The 22,300-nt window shown below is 43.5% G+C and carries 22 protein-coding genes and 3 pseudogenes; 22 read left to right on the top strand and 3 right to left on the bottom strand.

Annotation, left to right across the window (positions count from 1 at the left end; genetic code table 11):
- The first annotated feature begins 86 nt into the window (after positions 1-86).
- From iscR to ampE, 22 genes and pseudogenes are all read left to right on the top strand, one after another.
- Entirely contained in the window at positions 87-581 is a 495-nt protein-coding gene (gene iscR / locus BM329_RS05800) for a Fe-S cluster assembly transcriptional regulator IscR (protein ID WP_092550178.1), read from the top strand.
- Positions 582-646: 65 nt separating this feature from the next.
- Positions 647-1,861 carry an IscS subfamily cysteine desulfurase gene (locus BM329_RS05795; RefSeq protein ID WP_092550175.1) on the top strand — a complete coding sequence of 405 codons (1,215 nt, stop codon included), beginning with the start codon at positions 647-649 and terminating at the stop codon, positions 1,859-1,861.
- 24 nt (positions 1,862-1,885) lie between these two features.
- On the top strand, positions 1,886-2,272 hold the full coding sequence (iscU, locus tag BM329_RS05790; RefSeq protein ID WP_092550172.1) for a Fe-S cluster assembly scaffold IscU: 387 nt from the start codon (positions 1,886-1,888) through the stop codon (positions 2,270-2,272).
- Positions 2,273-2,356: 84 nt separating this feature from the next.
- Positions 2,357-2,680 (top strand): iron-sulfur cluster assembly protein IscA, encoded by a 324-nt coding sequence (gene iscA / locus BM329_RS05785; protein WP_092550169.1) that lies wholly within the window; start codon positions 2,357-2,359, stop codon positions 2,678-2,680.
- 77 nt (positions 2,681-2,757) lie between these two features.
- A complete protein-coding gene (gene hscB, locus BM329_RS05780; protein ID WP_092550166.1) occupies positions 2,758-3,279 on the top strand; it encodes a co-chaperone HscB in 522 nt (173 codons plus the stop codon).
- A gap of 84 nt (positions 3,280-3,363) precedes the next feature.
- Positions 3,364-5,220 (top strand): Fe-S protein assembly chaperone HscA, encoded by a 1,857-nt coding sequence (gene hscA, locus BM329_RS05775; protein WP_092550163.1) that lies wholly within the window; start codon positions 3,364-3,366, stop codon positions 5,218-5,220.
- A gap of 2 nt (positions 5,221-5,222) precedes the next feature.
- Positions 5,223-5,558: an ISC system 2Fe-2S type ferredoxin gene (gene fdx, locus BM329_RS05770; protein WP_092550160.1), complete on the top strand. Its 336-nt coding sequence runs from the start codon at positions 5,223-5,225 to the stop codon at positions 5,556-5,558.
- Between the two features lie 13 nt (positions 5,559-5,571).
- Positions 5,572-5,766 carry a Fe-S cluster assembly protein IscX gene (iscX, locus tag BM329_RS05765; protein ID WP_092550157.1) on the top strand — a complete coding sequence of 65 codons (195 nt, stop codon included), beginning with the start codon at positions 5,572-5,574 and terminating at the stop codon, positions 5,764-5,766.
- 183 nt (positions 5,767-5,949) lie between these two features.
- Positions 5,950-7,245, top strand: coding sequence for an aminopeptidase PepB (pepB, locus tag BM329_RS05760; RefSeq protein ID WP_092550154.1), 1,296 nt, complete (start codon positions 5,950-5,952; stop codon positions 7,243-7,245).
- A gap of 117 nt (positions 7,246-7,362) precedes the next feature.
- Entirely contained in the window at positions 7,363-7,791 is a 429-nt protein-coding gene (locus BM329_RS05755) for an enhanced serine sensitivity protein SseB C-terminal domain-containing protein (protein WP_092550151.1), read from the top strand.
- Between the two features lie 412 nt (positions 7,792-8,203).
- The gene (ndk, locus tag BM329_RS05750) at positions 8,204-8,632 is read left to right on the top strand and encodes a nucleoside-diphosphate kinase (protein ID WP_092550148.1); all 429 of its coding nucleotides are present in this window, start codon (positions 8,204-8,206) and stop codon (positions 8,630-8,632) included.
- 325 nt (positions 8,633-8,957) lie between these two features.
- Positions 8,958-10,136, top strand: a complete 1,179-nt coding sequence (gene rlmN / locus BM329_RS05745) for a dual-specificity RNA methyltransferase RlmN (protein WP_092550145.1) — start codon at positions 8,958-8,960, stop codon at positions 10,134-10,136.
- Positions 10,137-10,210: 74 nt separating this feature from the next.
- The gene (locus BM329_RS05740) at positions 10,211-10,693 is read left to right on the top strand and encodes a fimbrial assembly protein (protein ID WP_245759019.1); all 483 of its coding nucleotides are present in this window, start codon (positions 10,211-10,213) and stop codon (positions 10,691-10,693) included.
- Between the two features lie 176 nt (positions 10,694-10,869).
- The gene (gene rodZ, locus BM329_RS05735; protein ID WP_092550142.1) at positions 10,870-11,907 is read left to right on the top strand and encodes a cytoskeleton protein RodZ; all 1,038 of its coding nucleotides are present in this window, start codon (positions 10,870-10,872) and stop codon (positions 11,905-11,907) included.
- A gap of 159 nt (positions 11,908-12,066) precedes the next feature.
- Positions 12,067-13,188 carry a flavodoxin-dependent (E)-4-hydroxy-3-methylbut-2-enyl-diphosphate synthase gene (gene ispG / locus BM329_RS05730; RefSeq protein WP_092550139.1) on the top strand — a complete coding sequence of 374 codons (1,122 nt, stop codon included), beginning with the start codon at positions 12,067-12,069 and terminating at the stop codon, positions 13,186-13,188.
- Between the two features lie 157 nt (positions 13,189-13,345).
- The gene (gene hisS / locus BM329_RS05725; protein WP_092550136.1) at positions 13,346-14,623 is read left to right on the top strand and encodes a histidine--tRNA ligase; all 1,278 of its coding nucleotides are present in this window, start codon (positions 13,346-13,348) and stop codon (positions 14,621-14,623) included.
- 13 nt (positions 14,624-14,636) lie between these two features.
- Entirely contained in the window at positions 14,637-15,257 is a 621-nt protein-coding gene (locus BM329_RS05720; RefSeq protein ID WP_092550133.1) for a YfgM family protein, read from the top strand.
- Between the two features lie 15 nt (positions 15,258-15,272).
- Positions 15,273-16,445: an outer membrane protein assembly factor BamB gene (gene bamB / locus BM329_RS05715; protein WP_092550130.1), complete on the top strand. Its 1,173-nt coding sequence runs from the start codon at positions 15,273-15,275 to the stop codon at positions 16,443-16,445.
- A gap of 277 nt (positions 16,446-16,722) precedes the next feature.
- Positions 16,723-18,213 carry a ribosome biogenesis GTPase Der gene (gene der, locus BM329_RS05710; RefSeq protein ID WP_092550127.1) on the top strand — a complete coding sequence of 497 codons (1,491 nt, stop codon included), beginning with the start codon at positions 16,723-16,725 and terminating at the stop codon, positions 18,211-18,213.
- 36 nt (positions 18,214-18,249) lie between these two features.
- Positions 18,250-18,387 (top strand): annotated as a pseudogene (locus BM329_RS14680) (IS110 family transposase); the annotation flags it as partial.
- Between the two features lie 139 nt (positions 18,388-18,526).
- Positions 18,527-18,652, top strand: a pseudogene (locus BM329_RS05705) (1,6-anhydro-N-acetylmuramyl-L-alanine amidase AmpD); the annotation flags it as partial.
- Positions 18,653-18,657: 5 nt separating this feature from the next.
- Positions 18,658-19,527, top strand: coding sequence for a beta-lactamase regulator AmpE (gene ampE / locus BM329_RS05700; RefSeq protein WP_092550124.1), 870 nt, complete (start codon positions 18,658-18,660; stop codon positions 19,525-19,527).
- Between the two features lie 155 nt (positions 19,528-19,682).
- Here ampE and BM329_RS05695 read toward each other — a convergent pair whose 3' ends face one another.
- The 3 genes and pseudogenes from BM329_RS05695 to BM329_RS15290 form a co-directional block, all read right to left on the bottom strand.
- Positions 19,683-20,591 (bottom strand): TIGR01777 family oxidoreductase, encoded by a 909-nt coding sequence (locus BM329_RS05695; protein ID WP_092550285.1) that lies wholly within the window; start codon positions 20,589-20,591, stop codon positions 19,683-19,685.
- A 733-nt stretch (positions 20,592-21,324) separates the two neighbouring features.
- Entirely contained in the window at positions 21,325-21,951 is a 627-nt protein-coding gene (locus BM329_RS05690; protein ID WP_092550121.1) for a beta/gamma crystallin domain-containing protein, read from the bottom strand.
- A 136-nt stretch (positions 21,952-22,087) separates the two neighbouring features.
- Positions 22,088-22,300, bottom strand: a pseudogene (locus BM329_RS15290) (hypothetical protein); the annotation flags it as partial.

The following is a 22,300-nucleotide window of genomic DNA, read 5'->3' as shown; positions in this document are numbered from 1 at the left end:
GTTGAGTAAAATAGTAGGTTAAATAGTTGACTAAAATACTCGGGAATGTCACAATTTGACCCATATTTCACCATGGAGTTTTTGTTATGAGACTGACATCAAAAGGACGTTATGCGGTAACTGCCATGCTAGATGTGGCGTTGCATTCACAAGAAGGGCCGGTACCATTAGCCGACATTTCTGAGCGTCAGGGAATTTCACTTTCCTATCTGGAGCAGTTATTCTCCCGCCTGCGTAAAAATGGTCTGGTTTCTAGCGTCCGTGGTCCGGGTGGCGGTTATTTGCTGGGCAGAGATTCAGGCAAGATTTTCGTTGCCGAAGTTATTTCAGCTGTTGATGAATCAGTTGATGCGACTCGTTGTCAGGGCAAGGAAGGTTGTCAGGGCGGTGATCGTTGTTTGACTCATGCTTTATGGCGTGATCTCAGTGATCGTATTACGAGTTTCCTGAGCAGCATCAGTTTAGACGAATTAGTGAAGCACCAAGAAGTATTAGACGTAGCTGATCGTCAAGACAGCGATAAGCGACGTACACCTAACGGCAGACCTCAAGAGACGATTAACGTTAATCTGCGTGCGTAATCTTGTGGCAAACACTTGTTGTGGCAAATAAAAGTATTAAAAGTGTCTTACGGAGCATGTGAGCAATGAAATTACCCATTTATTTGGACTATTCAGCAACAACACCCGTTGATCCGCGTGTTGCTGAAAAGATGATGAATTATCTGACAATGGACGGGATTTTTGGTAACCCAGCTTCCCGTTCCCATCGTTTTGGCTGGCAGGCTGAAGAAGCGGTTGATATTGCGCGTAATCAAATTGCTGATTTGATTGGTGCAGACCCACGTGAAATTGTGTTCACTTCAGGCGCTACAGAATCAGATAACCTTGCTATTAAAGGTGCTGCAAAATTTTATCAGAAAAAAGGCAAGCACATTATTACCAGCAAAACTGAACACAAAGCGGTTTTAGATACTTGTCGCCAGTTGGAGCGTGAAGGTTTTGAGATAACTTACCTTGCACCAATGAGCAATGGCATGATTGATCTGAAAGAGCTGGAAGCCACCATGCGTGAAGATACAATTCTGGTTTCCATCATGCACATCAACAATGAAATCGGTATTGTTCAGGACATCATGACCATTGGCGAAATGTGCCGCAGCCGTGGCATTATTTTCCATGTCGATGCAACCCAAAGTGTGGGTAAATTGCCTGTTGACCTCAGCAAACTGAAAGTTGATCTGATGTCTTTCTCAGCTCATAAGCTTTATGGCCCGATGGGTATCGGTGCGTTGTATGTCCGCCGTAAACCCCGTATTCGTATTGAAGCTCAGCAACACGGCGGTGGTCATGAGCGCGGAATGCGTTCAGGGACATTGCCTGTTCACCAGATTGTTGGCATGGGTGAAGCTTACCGTATCGCTAAAGAAGAACTGGAATCAGAAGCTCAGCGCCTGCGTGGTCTGCGTCTGCGATTGTGGAACGGAATCAAAGATATTGAAGAAGTTTACCTGAACGGGGATTTGGAACTGGGAGCGCCACACATTCTAAATGCCAGCTTCAACTATGTTGAAGGTGAGTCATTGATGATGTCATTGAAAGATCTGGCAGTTTCTTCTGGCTCAGCATGTACTTCCGCGAGCTTAGAACCTTCTTATGTCCTGCGTGCATTGGGCATGAATGATGAACTGGCACACAGTTCTATTCGTTTCTCTTTGGGGCGTTTTACCACAGAAGAAGAAATAGACTACGCAATCAAGTTGATTCACGACGCGATTGGTCATTTGCGCGATCTTTCTCCATTGTGGGAAATGTTCAAACAGGGTGTGGATATCAGCACCATCGAATGGTCTCATCATTAATCAGACGGTTTCAGGAGTAACGAAATGGCTTACAGCGACAAAGTAATTGATCACTACGAAAACCCACGTAATGTTGGCTCATTCGATAGTGAAGACCCTTCAGTTGGCAGTGGCATGGTAGGAGCACCGGCTTGTGGTGATGTCATGCGTTTGCAAATAAAGGTCAACGATTCAGGCATCATTGAAGATGCACGTTTTAAAACCTATGGCTGTGGCTCTGCGATTGCATCCAGCTCTCTGGTCACGGAATGGATGAAAGGTAAATCGTTGGAACAGGCTGAGGAAATTAAAAACACTCAGATTGCTGACGAGTTAGAACTGCCACCAGTGAAAATTCACTGCTCTATTTTGGCAGAAGACGCGATCAAAGCCGCTATTGCTGATTACAAAAGCAAGCGCCAAGCCAAATAACTCTTTTCGCAAAAAGAATAGAAAATAATTCTGGTGGATATTGATTCAATATCCACCTTTACTAGTTTTAAAGTGAGGTGTTGTATGTCAATTTCCCTGACAGAAAGTGCAGCCCAACGTATTTTGTCCTTCCTCGACAATCGGGGAAAAGGTGTCGGGTTGCGTTTGGGAGTGAAAACATCCGGCTGCTCAGGTATGGCATATGTGCTTGAATTTGCTGATGTGGTTAATGAAGAAGATCAAATTTTTGAAGATAAGGGTGTGAAAGTTATCATTGATGGTAAAAGCATCCTTTATCTTGATGGTACGGAGTTGGATTTTGTTCAAGAAGGCCTGAACGAAGGCTTTAAATTCAACAACCCCAACGTTTCCAGTGAGTGCGGTTGTGGGGAAAGTTTCCACGTTTAACCCCGTTTTTTGACTCCACACTTTGCGAAACTATGTACTTTACGAAACTATGTACTTTGCGAAATCAAGAGTAACTTATGGACTATTTTACTTTATTTGGGCTGCCTGCGCGTTATGCGATTGACCGTGAACTGTTGGCAACCCGTTATCAGGAATTGCAACGTCAGTTTCATCCTGATCGTTTTGCCACCCAGCCAGAACGTGAAAAAACGCTGGCACTTCAACAAGCCGCAACCATCAATTCTGGCTACCAGACGCTGAAACATCCCCTGAAGCGCGCAGAATATATACTGTTTCAACAAGAGTTCGATCTATCCAACGAACAGCACACGATGCAGGATACCGTTTTCCTGATGCAGCAGCTGGAGTTGCGCGAAGAGCTTGATGCCATTGAGCATAGTTCAGATCCAGAAACAGCGCTATCCGGCTTTTCATCTCGCCTGAATAAAATGATTAAAACTCGTAGTGAGCAGATGGAACAGCAGTTAGATGCTGCCGAATGGTCAATTGCAGCCGATACAGTCCGTAAATTACACTTTTTAGATAAATTGCAACAGCAGGTTGAACAACTTGAAGAACGGTTGCTGGATGATTTTTAGCTAAATGGCATTGATTCGAATAGCTTTTGGCTGAATGAATTTCAGCTGAATAAGTTTCGGCTGAATAGATTTAAAGAGGCACACATGGCTTTATTACAAATCAGCGAACCTGGTTTATCTGCCGCACCGCATCAGCGTCGTCTGGCGGCGGGGATTGATCTTGGCACAACTCACTCTCTGGTTGCGACTGTCCGCAGTGGACAGGCGGAAACTCTGGCAGATCCGGCAGATAGTGAAAACCGTCACTTGCTTCCTTCCGTTGTACAATATTGCAAAGAAGAGATTCTGGTTGGTTGGCAGGCCCGCCAACAGGCTGCATCAGATCCTGTCAATATTGTGAGTTCAGTCAAGCGTATGATGGGACGCTCTTTGGCTGATATTCAGAAGCGTTATCCCAATCTGCCATATCAGCTTCAAGCGAGTGAAAACGGCTTGCCGTTGATCAACACTGTAGCGGGTTTGGTCGACCCTATTCAGGTTTCTTCTGAAATACTCAAGTCGTTGACACAACGGGCAGAAGAAACCTTGGATGGTAAACTTGATGGAGTTGTTATCACGGTTCCTGCTTATTTTGATGATGCGCAGCGTCAAGGTACTAAAGATGCCGCACGTTTGGCGGGATTGCATGTTTTGCGCCTTTTGAATGAACCGACAGCCGCAGCCATTGCTTATGGTCTTGATTCCGGTCAGGAAGGTATCATTGCTGTTTATGATCTGGGTGGCGGAACTTTCGATGTCTCTATTCTCCGCCTCAGCCGGGGGGTGTTTGAAGTGTTGGCAACTGGGGGCGATACTGCGCTGGGCGGTGATGATTTTGATTGGCTATTGGCAAATTGGATGCGTGAGCAGGCTGGCATTATTGATAACGATCACGGATTGCAGCGTCAAATATTGGATATTGCCACTCAAACCAAAATTACCTTAAGTGAAGCAGATAACGCGGAAATCAGCATTGCTGGCTGGCAAGGCAGCATCACTCGTACTAAATTCAATGAGCTGATTACGTCTCTTATTAAACGTACACAGCTTTCTTGCCGTCGGGCACTGAAAGACGCGGGCGTAACAGCAGATGAAGTTCTGCAAGTTGTTATGGTTGGTGGTTCAACACGAGTGCCACTCGTGCGCAGCATGGTGGGTGAATTTTTTAATCGAGAGCCTTTGACCTCTATTGATCCGGATAAAGTAGTGGCTGTGGGTGCAGCAATTCAGGCAGACATTCTGGTCGGAAATAAACCTGACAGTGAAATGCTGCTATTGGACGTGATTCCACTGTCACTTGGCTTGGAAACAATGGGTGGATTGGTTGAAAAAGTCATTCCACGTAATACCACTATTCCTGTCGCAAAAGCGCAAGAATTTACCACATTCAAAGATGGTCAAAGCGCCATGAGCATCCATGTGGTGCAAGGCGAAAGAGAATTGGTCAATGATTGCCGTTCACTGGCACGTTTCACACTGCGCGGTATTCCTCCGTTACCGGCTGGTGGTGCGCACATCCGCGTGACCTTTCAGGTCGATGCCGATGGTTTGCTGAGTGTCAGCGCACTGGAAAAATCCACCGGTGTTGAGGCTTCCATTCAGGTAAAACCTTCCTATGGTTTATCGGATGAGGAAATTGCCCGTATGCTGAAAGATTCTATGGCTAACACGCAGGACGATCTTGAAGCACGTAAATTGGCTGAGCAAAAAGTTGAAGCAGCCCGGGTTCTGGAAAGCTTAACGAGTGCGCTGGAAAAAGATGCTGATTTGCTGAGTGAAGAAGAGCAGGTTGCCATTGATGCAGCCGTGCAAGTATTAATTGACAGTGTTCAGGGAACGTCCTCTGATGCGATTGAAAGGGCAATTAAGCAATTGGACAAGCGAACGCAAGAGTTTGCCGCGCGTCGTATGGACACATCAATCCGCCGGGCTTTGGCGGGTCACTCTGTGGATGAAATTTAATTATGCCTAAAATTGTATTTTTACCTCATAACGAACTTTGCCCCGAAGGTGCAGTATTGGACGCACAGGAAGGCGAATCAATTCTGGATGTTGCACTGCGTAATGGAATTGAGATTGAACATGCTTGTGAAAAATCTTGCGCGTGTACCACTTGTCACTGCATCGTCAGAGAAGGGTTTGATTCACTGGAGGAAAGCTCTGAACTGGAAGACGACATGCTGGATAAAGCATGGGGGCTTGAGCCTGAAAGTCGTTTGAGTTGTCAGGCCAAAGTGACCGATGAGGATTTAATTGTTGAAATCCCTAAATACACCATTAACCATGCACGTGAGCACTGACGGAGAACGGAAAATGAAATGGTCTGACAGCCGTGATATTGGCGAAGCACTGTATGATAAATTTCCGGATTTGGATCCAAAAACAGTGCGGTTCACCGATATGCATGAATGGGTTTGTGAACTGGATGGTTTTAATGATGATCCACAGAAATCTAACGAAAAAATACTGGAAGCTATTTTGTTGGTATGGCTGGATGAATATGAGTAGCGTGAAATTTGCTTAAGACAAAAAATGCGCAACCTCACTGATACTTGCTCAATAGCTTGGCATAGTCTGCATTTAATGAAAAACTGGCAAACGCCAGTTTTTTTATATTAATCCCTCTTACTGTATAACTAAAACAGTAAGCGATGTAACACAGTCAACAAATAAGATAAGAAGCGAGAAAAAATGACAAAGCAAATTATGCCGATAACACTGTCTTATGAGCCAGCTAACGCTTGCTGGGGTGAAAAAGCACTAATCAGTTCCAGTGAGCAAGGGATTACTATCCATCTGGAAGGCAATGGAAAGTTAGGGGCAGTCCAATGCGCAGGACGTAAGGTTGATGGGCAAGGAATCCGCAATGTTGCTCTAGCGGGCGAAGGTTGGGATCTGGAAAAAAGTTGGTCATTCTGGTCAGGTTTCCGTTCTCCTAAGGGGCTGCGTACAATTGAGTGGCCTCAACTGCCCGTAATGGAAAAACAAGAATTGGAAAGAAGAATCAAATTTGTTGATTGGGTACGCGATACCGTCAACCTCCCTGCTGAAGATTTAGGGCCAGAACAGCTTGCAAAGTGTGCCATTGATTTACTGAGTGGTGTAGCGGGCGATGCCGTTAGTTACCGAATCATCAAAGGAAATGATCTGCGTGAACAGGGGTACATGGGAGTACATACTGTCGGTCGTGGTTCTTTCCGTGACCCTGTTTTTCTGACATTAGATTTCAATCCAACAAAAGATGCAACAGCACCTGTTTTTGCATGTCTGGTCGGTAAAGGCATTACTTTCGATTCCGGTGGGTACAGCATCAAGCCTTCCAATTTTATGGATTCCATGAAATCGGATATGGGCGGTGCGGCAACGTTAACAGGTGCATTGGCTTTGGCAATCAGCCGTGGCTTGACGCATCGTGTAAAATTGTTCCTGTGTATTGCAGACAACATGGTAAGCAGCAACGCTTTCAAATTGGGTGACATCATTAACTACCGCAACGGCAAAACCGTTGAAGTGATGAACACCGATGCGGAAGGGCGTCTGGTTCTGGCTGATGGCTTGATTGATGCCAGTGCGGAAGAAGCACCCCTTATTATTGATGCAGCAACTTTGACCGGAGCCGCAAAAACAGCGGTCGGAAACGATTACCATTCTGTACTCAGCTTTGATGATCAATTGGTCTCCGAGTTACTGGCTGCGGCTGATAGCGAAAATGAATTATTCTGGCGTTTACCGCTGGCTGAATTCCATCGCAGCCAATTGCCATCCAATTTTGCTGAACTGAACAACATTGCGTCACCTTCACATTCAGCGGGAGCAAGTACTGCGGCAGCATTCCTGTCCCACTTTGTAGAGAACTACAAAAAAGGTTGGGTACATATTGACTGTTCGGCAACCTATCGTAAGTCTGCTGTAGAGCAATGGGCAGCCGGTGCAACGGGATATGGTGTACGTACTATTGCTAATTTATTGCTAGCTAAAGCGGAATAAAGCTTAAATTAAGTAACTTTTCATTCATCTATTTTGATAGCTCCTCATAAGAGGGGCTATGATTTAACCTTTCAACATGCTTAACTTCAGTTCAAACAGCACTGTTCGGAGATTTTCATGCGTTTATCAAATGGGCATGCCGTTACCGAAATAAAGGTTCCAAGTGGAAGCAGAATTACTCTCAGCCAGCCCGAGGAACAACCTGCTCGGCTTATTGAAGCGTTGATTGATTTATTCAAACAGCATAAACCTATTCGGCGCGCTTTTCTGGTCATGGCTCAAGATAAAAATGTGGATGAAAAGCCCAATTTATTAATTGGCTTGGAATTCAGTGAAGCCACGGCAGGAAATAAAATTAATTTAATGATTCAAGAAGCAGGTGAGCTGGCTTGCGAGTACCTTGACGAAGACGATTCGGTCGATTTTTGTCTGCTTGATGAAAAAGAAAGGGGGATCAGCCATTATCTGATTCAGCATACCCAACCTTTCTACCAACGCAAATTAGGTAGCTGGCTGCGGGATACCATTCCTGTGATCAACCAATAAAAATCAATCTGTTTATCATCTCAAAGAAGATTTTTCTGTTCCTTGGTTATGCAAAATAACAAGTATCATCAGTGCCAGTAATGGATTTACATAGAAATAGGGCAAAGGAAGGCCAAAACTCGTTTTTTTTATTTTGCCTAATATTCAGGTGAGATATCTATAAATCCAGTTAACTCGAGTTATCTTGTTGTGTGTAACTGAGTAAAAATGTGATTTATGCTAAAAAATAATAATTTTCGCTAATAAAGTTTTAATAAAATGTTGTGTTTTTGTAGGCAAGCAGAAAGCCTCCTCCTATAATCAACGCCTATTTTTATTCCTGTCAGATACAGGGTAGATTTGCTCCTCAGTTTTCCTCAGGGGCGTAAAAATTAAAATGAATCATCGCTGAAAGTGCCAAAGAGGTTATCGAATGACGATTGAACGTACTTTTTCCATTATTAAACCTAACGCAGTAAAGAAAGATGTTATCGGTTCTATCTATGCCCGTTTTGAAAGTGCAGGGTTTAAAATCATCGCGGCTAAAATGCTGCATTTGACCCGCGAACAAGCGGAAGGTTTTTACGCTGAACACAAAGGCCGCCCTTTCTTTGATGGTCTGGTGGAATTCATGACCTCAGGTCCAATTACGGTACAGATTCTGGAAGGCGAAAACGCAGTTCAGCGTCACCGTGATCTGATGGGTGCAACTAATCCTGATAACGCCTTGGCCGGTACTCTGCGTGCAGACTATGCAGACAGCTTTACTGAAAACGCTGTCCATGGTTCAGATTCTATCGAATCCGCAAACCGTGAAATTGCTTACTTCTTCAGTGATGATGAGATTTTCCCTCGTTACTGAGACTCCAGTTACTCGTAGCATCTAAACAGTAAAGTTTGTACAATGTCGCGCCTCACTGATTTTATTTAGTGGGGTGTTTATTATTTTATTTCAATGTTCGTTCGATCTCATCGACATTTTATGCTTAATAGATTTTAACTCGTCGCCAACAAATGGTAATTGGCAAGATGAAGAAGATAGAAGAAGATATATGACGGAATCCAATATCATTGGAATAGAATGACCATTGAATTGGCAGTCACCGCATGAAAACTTAGTGCTGAAATATAGTGCTGAAATAAAATCAGCACAGAGCCGAAAGTGTAACAACGAGGCGATGTAAAAAATGTCCCAACTTAACGCAACCGTACCATCTTCAACCTCCGCCGTATCTGTCACTCCTGAAAAGAAAAACGGTAAAATCAATTTGCTCGACCTTAACCGTAAGCAAATGCGTCAATTTTTCCTCGATATGGGTGAAAAACCTTTTCGTGCCGATCAGGTAATGAAATGGATGTACCATTATTGCTATGACGACTTTGAGCAAATGACAGATATTAATAAAGTACTCAGGGCGAAACTGCAACAAGTTGCTGAAATCAAGGCACCGGAAGTTGCAGAAGAACAGCGCTCCTCTGATGGTACTATTAAATGGGCGATTACTGTTGGCGATCAACAGGTTGAAACGGTTTATATCCCAGAGGATGAGCGCGCGACACTGTGCGTCTCATCTCAGGTGGGATGCGCTTTAGAGTGTAAATTCTGTTCTACTGCTCAGCAGGGTTTTAACCGTAACTTGCGGGTATCTGAAATTATCGGTCAGGTTTGGCGTGCTGCCAAAATCATCGGTTCACTGAAATCCAGTGGTCGTCGTCCTATTACTAACGTAGTTATGATGGGAATGGGAGAGCCGTTACTTAATTTGAACAATGTCGTGCCAGCAATGGAAATCATGATGGATGATTTCGGTTTTGGCTTGTCAAAACGTCGTGTAACATTGTCAACGTCTGGTGTCGTTCCTGCACTGGATAAATTGGGTGATATGATTGACGTTGCACTGGCTATCTCCCTTCATGCACCTACCGATGATATTCGTGACGAAATCGTGCCAATTAACCGCAAATATAACATTGAAGAGTTCTTGGCTGGTGTACGCCGTTATCTGACAAAATCCAACGCTAATCAGGGGCGTGTCACGGTGGAATACGTTATGCTTGATCACGTCAATGATAGTGTTGAACAGGCGCATCAGTTGGCGGAATGCCTGAAAGATACGCCAAGTAAAATCAATCTTATTCCGTGGAACCCGTTCCCGGGAGCACCTTACGGGCGTAGTTCCAACAGCCGGATCGATCGTTTTTCCAAAGTTTTGATGGAATATGGTCTTACAACCATCGTGCGTAAAACGAGAGGTGATGATATTGATGCTGCGTGTGGACAGCTTGCAGGTGAAGTGATTGATAGAACAAAACGGACGTTGAAAAAACGCCTGACGGGTGAACCTATTCAGGTAAAAACAGTCTGATTTGTTGTTTAATATATCGATTAATAGGCTAAAAATCTGGCAAAGTTTGACATATCCTTATAAATGAAAATGGTATGATACGGAAATCAATAGTAATTTGGTCTATAGTTTGTTTTAGTTTATTGACGGGCTGTGCGGAACATTCAGCCCGTCGCGGCCAAAAGATCGTTGCCATAGAGACACGATTACAGCTAGGAAAGGCTTATTTGGTGGAACGGGATTTGCCGGCTGCCAAATATCATTTTCAGAAAATCTTGCTGGCGGAACCCCGTCATCCAGAGGCACATTTAGGCATGGCACTGCATGAACAATATGCAGGCCGGCCGGAAACCGCCAGCCAGCATTACAGAATGGCCATGCAGTATGCGGCAGGAAGTGATACTGTAGTACATCATTACCATGCTTTTCTCTGTGAACAAAAGCAGTATGAAGAAGCTAAAGAATTGGTCACGGGAAGTGTGGAAAGCAACATATACTCAATAGATTTCAAGTTGCAGCGCGGCAGCAATGAAACCAATTCCCCAGAACACAGTTCGCTATGTGATAAGGGTGAATGAGCGCAGCTAAAGCTAGTTTGAAAGATAAAGGGTATAAACTACTACATTTGTGATAAACGATTTACTGCATTTGATGCAGTAATAAGATGATTTCGCTACTCAAATTAAGTTATGTGCTCTATTAAGTTAATTTGCGTAAATTCTTTAACCCAGAACAGTACCAGTATCCTTAGCTAATGAAGACTGAAACTTACCCAGAAGAAGCCAATCTGACAGCAGGTCAAATTCTGCGCCAGGCTCGTGAAAAATTTGAACTTTCTCAGCAAATTGTGGCAGATCGTTTGTGTCTTAAACTGTCGACTGTTCGTGATATCGAAGAAGATACGATCCCGTCAAATCTAACTTGGACATTCTTGCGTGGATATATTCGTTCTTATGCAAAACTTGTCCAAGTGCCTGAGTCCGAAATCCTGAGCATTTTGGACAAACAAATGCCTACCAAAAATGTGAAGGTTTCTCCAATGCAAAGCTTTTCGGCGGGGAAAAAACGTAAAAAACGTGATGGTTGGTTAATGAAGATAACATGGTTTGTCATCATTGTGTTATTGGGAATGACCGGCCTATGGTGGTGGCAGAATTATAAAGCTCAGCAAAAAGAATTGACTTCAATGGCCGAGCAATCTAATCCCCATGAGCGGAGTGGTGAACATGATTTTGGTACTTCAACGACTACAGCAGATAATTTATCTGTACAGCCGAAAGGAAGCCAATCTGTAGAGACCTCTCAAGCGCCATTATCACAAGAAAAAGCTTCTCCAGCACAGACAAATACTGGGGCAAACAATCGTGCTTCAGTAAACAATGGTGCTTCAGCTGTTTCCAGTGCTTCAGTATCTACTGCAACAGAGCCAAATACTGCAACAGAGCCAAAAACCGTAACGTTGCCCGTAAATCCACCGGCAACAAATACAGATTCAGCAAATTCTGCTGTGAGTACATCATCGGTTGATGTGAATAATATCGAGACCGTAAGCAACAACGAATTGATGATGAATTTCAATGGAAGATGCTGGTTAGAAGTCAAAAACGCTAAAGGTAAGATATTGTTCAGTGGAACTAAAAGTAAAGGCGAAAGTCTGAAGTTTTCCGATGAATTATCCTACTCACTGAATATTGGTGCACCTGCTCAGATTAAGGTTCAGTTCCAGGGAAGACCTGTAGATCTCAGTACTTTTATTAAGAAGGGCGTGTCGGCCAAACTGACATTGAAATAAACTCTGACGAATTTCTTGCGCCAAAGATTCGGGCGAACATTGAAGAATAAGAATTCATGTTCGCCTGTGTGTATTATTTATCTCAGCGTGTATTATTCACCACAGCATAGTTGTAATTTTTATAAACAAAATACAGGGATGTAGGGGAGTAATGTAAAAATGCATAATGAATCACCGATAAAAAGACGTAAGTCCACACGTATTTATGTCGGTAATGTACCTATAGGGGATGGCGCCCCCATCGCAGTGCAATCAATGACCAACACACGGACAACTGATGTCGGGGCAACAGTTAATCAGATCCGGGCGCTTGAACGTGTAGGTGTGGATATTGTTCGTGTTTCTGTGCCAACTATGGATGCGGCTGAAGCCTTCAAATCCATCAAACAGCAGGTCAATATCCCGCTTGTGGCTGATATTCACTTTGATTACCGCATCGCGTTGAAAGTAGCAGAATATGGTGTGGATTGTCTACGCATTAATCCCGGCAATATTGGTAACGAAGAACGCATTCGTCAGGTTGTGGACTGCGCCAGCCACAATAACATTCCAATTCGTATTGGCGTTAATGGTGGGTCACTGGAGAAAGATCTACAGGAAAAATATGGTGAACCGACACCAGAAGCGTTGGTTGAATCAGCGATGCGCCATGTAGATATTCTGGATCGTCTGAACTTCGATCAGTTCAAGGTGAGTGTCAAAGCATCTGACGTTTTTTTGGCCGTTGGCGCTTATCGTTTGTTGGCGCAAAAAATTGATCAACCTCTGCATCTGGGAATTACTGAGGCAGGAGGGGCCCGTGCTGGTGCGGTTAAATCCTCAATTGGCCTGGGAATGTTGTTGTCAGAGGGGATCGGCGATACGTTGCGCATCTCTTTGGCCGCAGATCCGGTAGAAGAAGTTAAAGTTGGCTTTGATATTTTGAAAGCATTGCGCGTCCGTTCCAGAGGCATTAATTTCATTGCTTGTCCGACTTGTTCACGTCAGGAATTTGACGTTATCAATACAGTGAATGTGCTTGAACAACGTCTCGAAGATTTAATTACCCCGATGGATGTTTCGATCATTGGCTGTGTCGTAAATGGCCCGGGAGAGGCAGAGGTCTCAACGCTTGGTGTTACAGGAGCGAAAACCAAAAGTGGCTTTTATGAAGATGGCATTCGCCAGAAAGAACGCCTTGATAATAAAGATCTGATTGATCAACTTGAAGCCAAGATCCGAGCAAAAGCTTCTATCCTTGATGCCAATAATCGGATTAGCATTAACCAGCTTGATGGATGATATGCCTGATGCTGGCCCGTATTATTACGCGCCAGTATATAACTTTATCCGGGTATCTGATTGGGTATGCAGCTATAGTTTTTCTTGCTGATTGAACCTTGCGAGTATTCGCTTTTATAATCGACGCCATTGTATAAATATTAATAAGAGATAAAACGTGACAAAAAATATCCCAGCTATTCGTGGTATGAACGATTGCCTTCCTGCTGAAACGGTCGTTTGGCAACGAATTGAATCTACAGTGAAACGTGTGCTGTCAGGTTATGGTTTTAGCGAAATTCGGACACCGATTATAGAGCAGACCCCGTTATTCAAACGTGCGATTGGGGAAGTCACCGATGTTGTCGAAAAAGAGATGTACACCTTTGATGACCGCAATGGGGAAAGTTTGACCCTGCGCCCAGAAAATACTGCTGGGTGTGTTCGTGCCGGTATTCAACATGGTCTGCTGTACAATCAGGAACAGCGTTTATGGTATATCGGGCCTATGTTCCGTTATGAGCGTCCACAAAAAGGTCGCTATCGCCAATTCCATCAGTTAGGTGCTGAAGTATTTGGTCTGCAAGGGCCGGATATTGATGCTGAAATGATTTTAATGACTGCCCGCTGGTGGCGTGAGTTGGGTATTGCTGACCATGTGACGCTTGAACTTAACTCTATTGGTTCATTGGAAGCACGTGCAAATTACCGTGAAGCTCTGGTGGCATTCCTGGAACAGCATAAAGAGAAACTGAACGAAGACTGCCAGCGCCGTATGTATACCAATCCACTACGTGTTCTGGATTCCAAAAATCCTGAAATTCAGCAACTTCTTAACGATGCTCCGGAACTGTTTGATTATCTTGATGCCGAAGCAAGAGAGCATTTTGATGGCCTGTGCCAGATCCTTGATAGCGCAGGTATCAAATATCGTATCAACCAGCGTCTGGTTCGTGGTCTTGATTACTACAATCGTACTGTTTTTGAATGGGTAACATCCGCATTGGGTGCTCAGGGAACAATCTGTGCAGGTGGTCGTTACGATGGTCTGGTTGAGCAATTAGGCGGAAAGGCAACACCGGCAGTGGGTTTTGCAATGGGTATGGAACGTATGGTTCTGTTAGTTCAGGAAGTCAATCCTGATTTTATTGCAGATCTGACAGTTGTTGATGTTTATCTTTCCTCCTCTGGTCAAGGTAGCCAGCAGGCAGCATTGATACTGGCAGAGAAGATCCGCGATCAACTACCAGAATTACGTCTGATGACCAATCATGGTGGTGGTAACTTTAAAAAACAGCTGGTACGTGCAGGTAAGCATGGAGCCAAAGTTGCCCTGATCCTTGGAGAAGACGAAATTCAGGCAGGCAATATCACGGTGAAAGATTTACGTAACGGTGAACAAGAAACGTTGTCACAACAAGCGATCGCAGCGCATTTGACCGAATTGTTAGGCTAAGGAGAAAGACTCTGTGGAAGTCTATACCACTGAAACTGAAAAAGTTGACGTAATAAAGCGTTTTTTCGCCACCAACGGTAAATATATTGCTGTTGGTTTAGTTCTGGGCATTGGGGTTTTGATTGGCTGGCGTTACTGGCAGACTCATCAAACAAACCAATTACATGAGACAGCAGCGGAATTTGAGGCGTTGAACACATCGCTGGCATCGGGGTCGAAAGAAAGCATTGTTGCCGCAGAAAAATTCGCTAATACAACGGATAACATCTACGGTGTGATGGCTGATCTGGAACTGGCAAAACATGCTGTTGAAAAAAATGATTTGGCCCGGGCTGAGAAAAATTTGCTAACCGCATCTGGCAAAGCCAAAGATGAGAACATGCGAGCTATTTCCAATCTGCGTTTAGCCAGGGTTCAATTGGCGGAAGATAAAACAGATGCTGCATTGAAAACGCTGGAACAGGTCAAAGGTAAAGGCTGGGTGGTTGCGACGGAAGATCTCCGTGGAGATATTCTGGCGAAAAAAGGCAATATTGCTGGTGCGCGTGCAGCATATTCCAAAGGGCTTGAATCAGAAGGCCCTCAGGTAATGAAAGATTCCATTAAAATTAAATTTAATAACTTATCCAACTAAGGGAGCCAACTTCTAATGCAACTGCGAAAAACACTCTTGGTTGGGCTGGTTGCTTCTGTTCTGCTGGCTGGTTGTTTGAGCGAACAGGATACGGTAGCAATGTCACCGTTACCAAAGGTTGAAAATCAATTCAATCCCCGTGTTGTTTGGGATAAGTCCGTTGGGAACGGCATCGGGCACTATTACTCTCGCCTATCACCAGCTTGGCAGGGTTCAACAGTTTATGTCGCTGATCGCTACGGTGTTGTCAAAGCACTGGACATAGATAGTGGTAAAGAATTGTGGGCAATTAATTTGTCCAAGAAAACAGGTTTTCTGTCATCCAACTTGCCGGTACTGCTTTCCGGTGGTTTGACGGTATTTGATGATCGCCTTTATGTTGGTACAGAAAAGGCAAAAGTCATCGCACTGAATACAGAAAACGGTAAAGTTGAATGGGAATCGACAGTTGCCGGTGAAGCCTTGTCACGTCCTGTGGTAGAGAGTGGACTTGTCTTGATTCATACTGGCAACGGCCTGTTGCAGGCATTGAAAGAAACGGACGGCAGTATCGTGTGGTCAGTCAATATGGATGCACCTCCATTATCAGTTCGTGGTGAATCGGCCCCTGCTGTAGCTTACGGTGCAGCGGTTGTAGGTGGTGATAATGGTCGTATCAGTGCAGTTTTGCTCTCTCAGGGCGAGCTGATTTGGCAGAAGCGTATTTCGCAGGTAACGGGTTCTACCGAAATTGATCGCCTGAATGATGTTGATATGACCCCCGTCATTTCTGACAATGTTATTTACGCCATTGCTTATAACGGCAATTTAGTTGCAATGGATATGCGTTCAGGCCAGATTATCTGGAAACGTGACTTAGGCTCTGTGAATGATATGGTTGTAACTGATGACAATATTTTTATTGTTGATCAGAACGACAGTATTTTGTCTCTGCGCAAAAGTGATGGCGTTACATTATGGACACAAAGTGATCTTTTGCACCGTCATTTGACTGCACCAGAAATGTATAATGGTTATCTGGTTGTAGGAGATAGCGAGGGTTATTTGCATTGGTTGAATATGGCTGATGGCAAATTTGTAGCTCAGCATAAGGTTGATGGTTCTGGCCTGTTGAGCCGTCCGGTTGTTGCTAGTGATAAACTGATGGTACAAGCGAAGGACGGGACAGTTTACCTGTATACCCGCTAATTCCAAAACATGTGTTAAGGCTATCCCAATGGATTTCGCGTTGCAGCCAATAAAACGCTGTAGCTTGAAAGATAAAGGGAATATAGATAGTGGCACAAAACTTTACACGGCTCCTGTGCTGACAGTAACAGGAGCCGTTCTCGTCTTTTTAATATCCTGTTGTCGTGGACGATGTTGTAATGGACAATGCTGTTGTGGTTAATTTTGTAGTAAACAACGTTAAATTCTTTCATTTTCAGCAGGATATAGATTTAAATTGAGTCATGAGGCATCAAAAATGATACCTGTCGTTGCACTGGTTGGGCGCCCCAATGTTGGAAAGTCCACCTTATTTAACCGATTAACCCGGACCAGAGATGCGCTGGTAGCGGATTTCCCTGGCTTAACCCGTGATCGTAAATATGGACGGGCTGAGATTGAAGGGCAGGAGTTCATTATCATTGATACGGGAGGTATTGATGGTATGGAAGAGGGTGTAGAAACCCATATGGCTATGCAATCTTTGATGGCTATCGAAGAAGCCGATATCGTTCTATTCATGGTTGATGCCAGATCAGGGTTGATGCCAGCAGATCATGGGATTGCAAAGCATCTGCGTAATCGTGAAAAAGCAACCTTTCTAGTAGCGAACAAGACTGATGGCATTGATATTGCAACATCTATTGCAGAATTTTATTCACTGGGATTGGGCGACATTTATTCCATCGCGGCTTCTCACGGTCGTGGAGTCACGCAACTGATTGAACGGGTATTACTGCCTTTTTCCGATAAAGAGGAGACAGAAGAAGTCGAATTAACTGAAGAAGAAGCCAATGCTGCTTATTGGGCAGAGATAGAACAGGCTGAATTGGATGCTTCTGTTGAAGAGGAGCAGGAGGAGGACTTCGATCCTACTACTTTACCTTTAAAGCTTGCGATTGTTGGTCGCCCAAATGTAGGGAAATCTACATTAACCAACCGTATTCTGGGGGAAGAGCGTGTTGTTGTGTATGACATGCCCGGTACAACCCGCGACAGCATATATATTCCCATGGAGCGTGATGGCCGTGAATATATTCTGATTGATACCGCAGGTGTTCGTAAACGTGGAAAAGTCACTGAAACTGTAGAGAAATTTTCTGTTATCAAAACACTTCAGGCGATTGAAGATGCCAATGTCGTATTATTGGTAGTCGATGCTCGTGAAGGTATTTCAGATCAAGATCTTTCCCTGCTTGGTTTTATTCTTAACAGTGGTCGTTCACTGGTTATCGCTGTCAACAAATGGGATGGCATGAGTCAGGAAGATAAAGATCACGTTAAGGACATGCTGGATCTACGTCTGGGATTTGTTGATTTTGCCCGTGTTCACTTTATTTCTGCGCTGCATGGCAGTGGTGTCGGCAATTTATTTGAATCAATTCTGGAAGCCTATGAAAGTGCGACCCGTCGTGTGAACACATCTTTACTGACTCGCATTATGCGTATGGCAGAAGATGATCATCAACCGCCGATGATCCGTGGTCGTAGGGTGAAAATGAAATACGCTCATGCAGGGGGTTACAATCCACCTATCGTTGTTATCCACGGTAATCAGGTAACCGATTTACCTGATTCTTATAAGCGTTATTTGATGAACTATTTCCGTCGTTCTTTAAAAGTGATGGGAACACCTATTCGCATCCAATTTAAAGAAGGAGCTAACCCTTACGCAGGTAAGAAAAATGCGTTAACGGCAACTCAGCTTCGTAAGCGTAAGCGTTTGATAGAACATTTGAAAAAGCGTTAATTAACCCGAGTTCTGGAATTGCATATGGTTGATTTCCATACAAGTGAGATAGTGGATAAGCAGAAAAAACAGGATGCGTTGCTGACATTTTTTGCTAACCGGGAACCCTGTCTGATTGGTATGGAAGTTTGCAGTGGATCCCAGAACTGGGCACGCGAACTGGAAACAAAAGGGTGAACACTGAAAGGTTGCTCTGGCAATGGATGGGGATAACGAAGACAGGTCAGACCGGTCTGAATTACATTCTGAGTTTAAAGCTCGTGAGGAAAATAAGGCGCAGATACGCGGCTCTTATCGTAGTCCGCAGATAATGCTTATCAGTCAGTATCTTGATATCCGCAGTAATATCACGGGACACAGTGATATCGCACCGGATAGAAAGACCGATCCAGGACATTATTTTTATTGGGAACATTATAAACAACTATTGAAGGAGTGAGTTGGATGACTCTCTTTATTCTATTGTTAATATTGGCATGGGAACGGGTCTTCAAGATGGGAGACCATTGGCAGTTGGAACGTTATTTAGCGCCATTGTTTGCCAGAATAAAATTTTATTCGTTGTGGGGCAGTTTAGGCATGAGTGTCTTGGTTGCTTTCTTGACATGGAAACTTATTGAAGTTTCTGGTTCTGTTGTTTTTGGCATTCCAGCAATTTTATTCAGTATTATTATCAGTCTGTTATGTATTGGCGCAGGGGAGCTGCGTCGTAATTACCGCAGGTATCTTCAGGCAGTGCGAGATGATGATTCTGAACAGCAAACTAGTTATCTTGCACGTCTGACCGTAATTCAAGGAACGTTACCCGATACGACACTTTCTGATGTAACGAAGGAAGAATGGTTACGTGAAACACAGAATGCCTTAATTTGGATAAATTTTCGCTATTATCTGGCACCGATTTTTTGGTTGATTGTGCTGGGAGAAATTGGTCCCGCTATTCTGATGGGATATGGTTGCCTCCGGGCCTATCAGGGATGGCTGGCACAAAACGCAACAGCGGTACAGCGAGCACAATCGGGTGTTGATGGCATATTACATTGGTTAGATTGGCTTCCCGCACGTTTGGCCGGTATTGCTTATGCTTTGTTGGGGCATGGTGAGAAAGCCTTGCCAGCTTGGATTGCGTCGCTGAGTGACTTACGGACATCGCAATATAAGGTCGTCAGTCAATTGGCTCAATTTGCATTAAGTAAAGAACCACATCTCAATCCGGTAGAAACACCAGTTGCTGCCGTAACATTAGCTAAAAAAGCTACATTTACGATTGTGATTATTGTTGCATTGCTGACGATTTATGGCGCGTTAATTTAATAGTAGAAAGCTAGAGAGAGTGGTGTGATAACTATCTCTCTGGCTTTTAGTCTGAACTCACAACAGTACTAAATCTGTTTTTTATTATCTCCTTATTCATAGCTGATAGACTATGTGCGATAGAATCTGTTGTTCTTTTTATTTTTAACTCAATTTTATTTAGTTTCTGTTTTTAATATATCTTGCAAGGCTTCTTCTAACCGGAAATAACGGAAGCCGAATCCTGCCTCTTCCAGCCTCCTGGGAATAGCTTGTTGCCCACCTAAAACTAATGTCGCGGCTTCCCCCATCATCGCTTTTAACATAAATTCAGGGACACGAACGAAAGCAGGGCGATGCAATACACTCGCCAGTATGGCACTGAATTGATCATTATGGATGGGATAAGGTGATGTTATATTGAAAGGTCCATCTAACTCAGGTGAAACCAGCAGGTAATAGATAGCATTGACTGTATCCTCAATGTGTATCCACGACATATATTGTTTACCATGACCGATTGCACCGCCTAATCCCAAACGAAACATTGGCAGCATCTTTTGCAGTGCACCGCCTTTTTTCGCCAGCACAATACCTGTGCGTAGCAGACATACACGGGTTTTATCACTTTTCGCCTGCAAAGCAAGCTGCTCCCAGCGTGCACAAAGTTGATGGGAAAACTCATCGTGCGGTTGATCATTTTCGGTAACAACTGATTGCCCCTGATCACCATAATAACCAACAGCTGAACCAGAAATAAAGACCGAAGGAGGAGATTCACTATCGTTGATCAATGAGCTCAGCCGTTCAGTGATCTGCCAGCGACTTTGACAGACTCTTTCTTTTTGCTTAGGAGTCCAACGCTTATTGACGATAGGTTCGCCAGCAAGATTAATCACAGCATCAAAACTATTCAGATCGTGTTGGTCATTTAACGTTGTCCAACATTCAACGAGACTGGAAAACAGAGCGTACACTTTTTGTGGTGAACGACTCAGAATGGTGATGGAATGGGAGAGAGAAAGTAGCTGACAGGTCAAGCGATAACCAATCAGCCCCGTTCCTCCCGTAATTAAGATACGCATAGCCACCCCCTGTGACAAAAATAGATAATCAATATTGACTATAGCAGGAGATGACTTAAGTGACAGCGAAATATGTTGCCATTTGTAATCAATATCAAGTTTTACGGTGAAAAATTTTGTCATTAAGTGAATTTTTTGCATAGATTACATTTAACCCAATGGATTTCAAGATGCAGCGAGGCGGCAAGGGAATGACAAATTCGTCGGGAACGAATTTGCCCAGCCAAAGGCCGGCTTCCGGTGAAAGGCAGAAACCTTCATTAATCCCCGGGAGCATAGCTAACTATGTGACTGGGTGAATGAGCGTAGCCAACAAAGCAGCAACTTGAAAGACGAAGGGTATAGGCGTCATTGTAAGCAGCTAGTGTAACAGGCCGTTGCTTGATTTTATCAAGTCACCTGGCATGCAAATCGTTTATTAAAGCTCTTTCCTTATGGTTAGCTCGCAATAATCAGACACTATTGCCTGAAAATTGTCCTTGCCATTTTCAACACTAATTTTTATTAGGATGGGATATATGAATTTGGATCAATTTAAGTTAAACGACATGATATTTGTTTTGGGTTAAATGTTCTTATTGAATGATAAATAAAGATATTGCGTATGATTGGGGATAATTGATTGAAAAACAGGCGCGTATATAGAGTGCACGCCTGTTTTATCAGATCTCTTTCTATTTTAATAACATTGAAAAAAGATTAATGAACTTATATCTACAATCTCAGACTTATTTTACTTATGGGTAGTATAATTTTCCAGATACAAAATAACCTGATAGTCTGATGCTTTTTCAAACCGCATGTGGGGAGGTTTTGTTGTATCATGAGTAATGATATCAACGCCAGAACCATTATTTTTAAAATAAATAGCACCGTGAGTAACAGGATGGTGGTTCTGATCAAATACCGCGATGGATGTAACATATTCCAGACCATCTTTCGGTATTAAGCCAACGATTTCATAGCCTCCATTTGAATAAATTTCTACTGCTTTAGGGATTTTGTAAGTTTGGATATGTGCTCTGAAAACTTGATCTACACCTGATTCGTTAACTAACTTCACTGATAACAATCCACGGTTTGATGGTAATACAATAAATCTAGATAATCCTTGAATATCACTAATATCAGCTTGGCTTGTGTCCCATTCACGATAAATTTGCCCAGACTGATTATCACTGCCGTGTCGCCAGGCAAGCACAATTGAGTCCGTGCCAATTTCAACGGAAAGAAACTTATCATTTAATGGAGTGCCAACTAAATTTACTTCTGTACTATTTTCTGGATATTTATAGGAATCTCCAGCATAATTCTTTTGAGTATAAAATACAGCACCATTGACTAATTTGTCTTTAGACATGATTGTTTTCTCCAGATTTTTATTGTGGTAGTGAATGACCAGAATAAGGAAGCTGGATTTTATGTCAACACAATCAGAGAGTTTTATATTGAGGCCTTATTTTAAAAAATATTAATTTAAATCTTGGATTCACATATTAAGCGCAACACCGTAATGGACGAAGTAAATGAGTGGGTATTCCTTTAAATAACTCATTCGGTGTTTTGTAATCTCGTGTTTTACGAGGGCGATTATTTAATCGGTTTGCCACAAGGTTAGATGGCGTCGTCATGAAATACTCAACCAAAGAGCAAGGCAGCGGATTTGGACTGCGGCAAGAAACGATGCACTGTTTTTGGCGTAACGGGTC

This window comes from Xenorhabdus koppenhoeferi, assembly GCF_900116635.1.
GTDB classification, from domain to species: domain Bacteria; phylum Pseudomonadota; class Gammaproteobacteria; order Enterobacterales; family Enterobacteriaceae; genus Xenorhabdus; species Xenorhabdus koppenhoeferi.
This window is presented reverse-complemented; position numbering and strand designations above follow the sequence as displayed.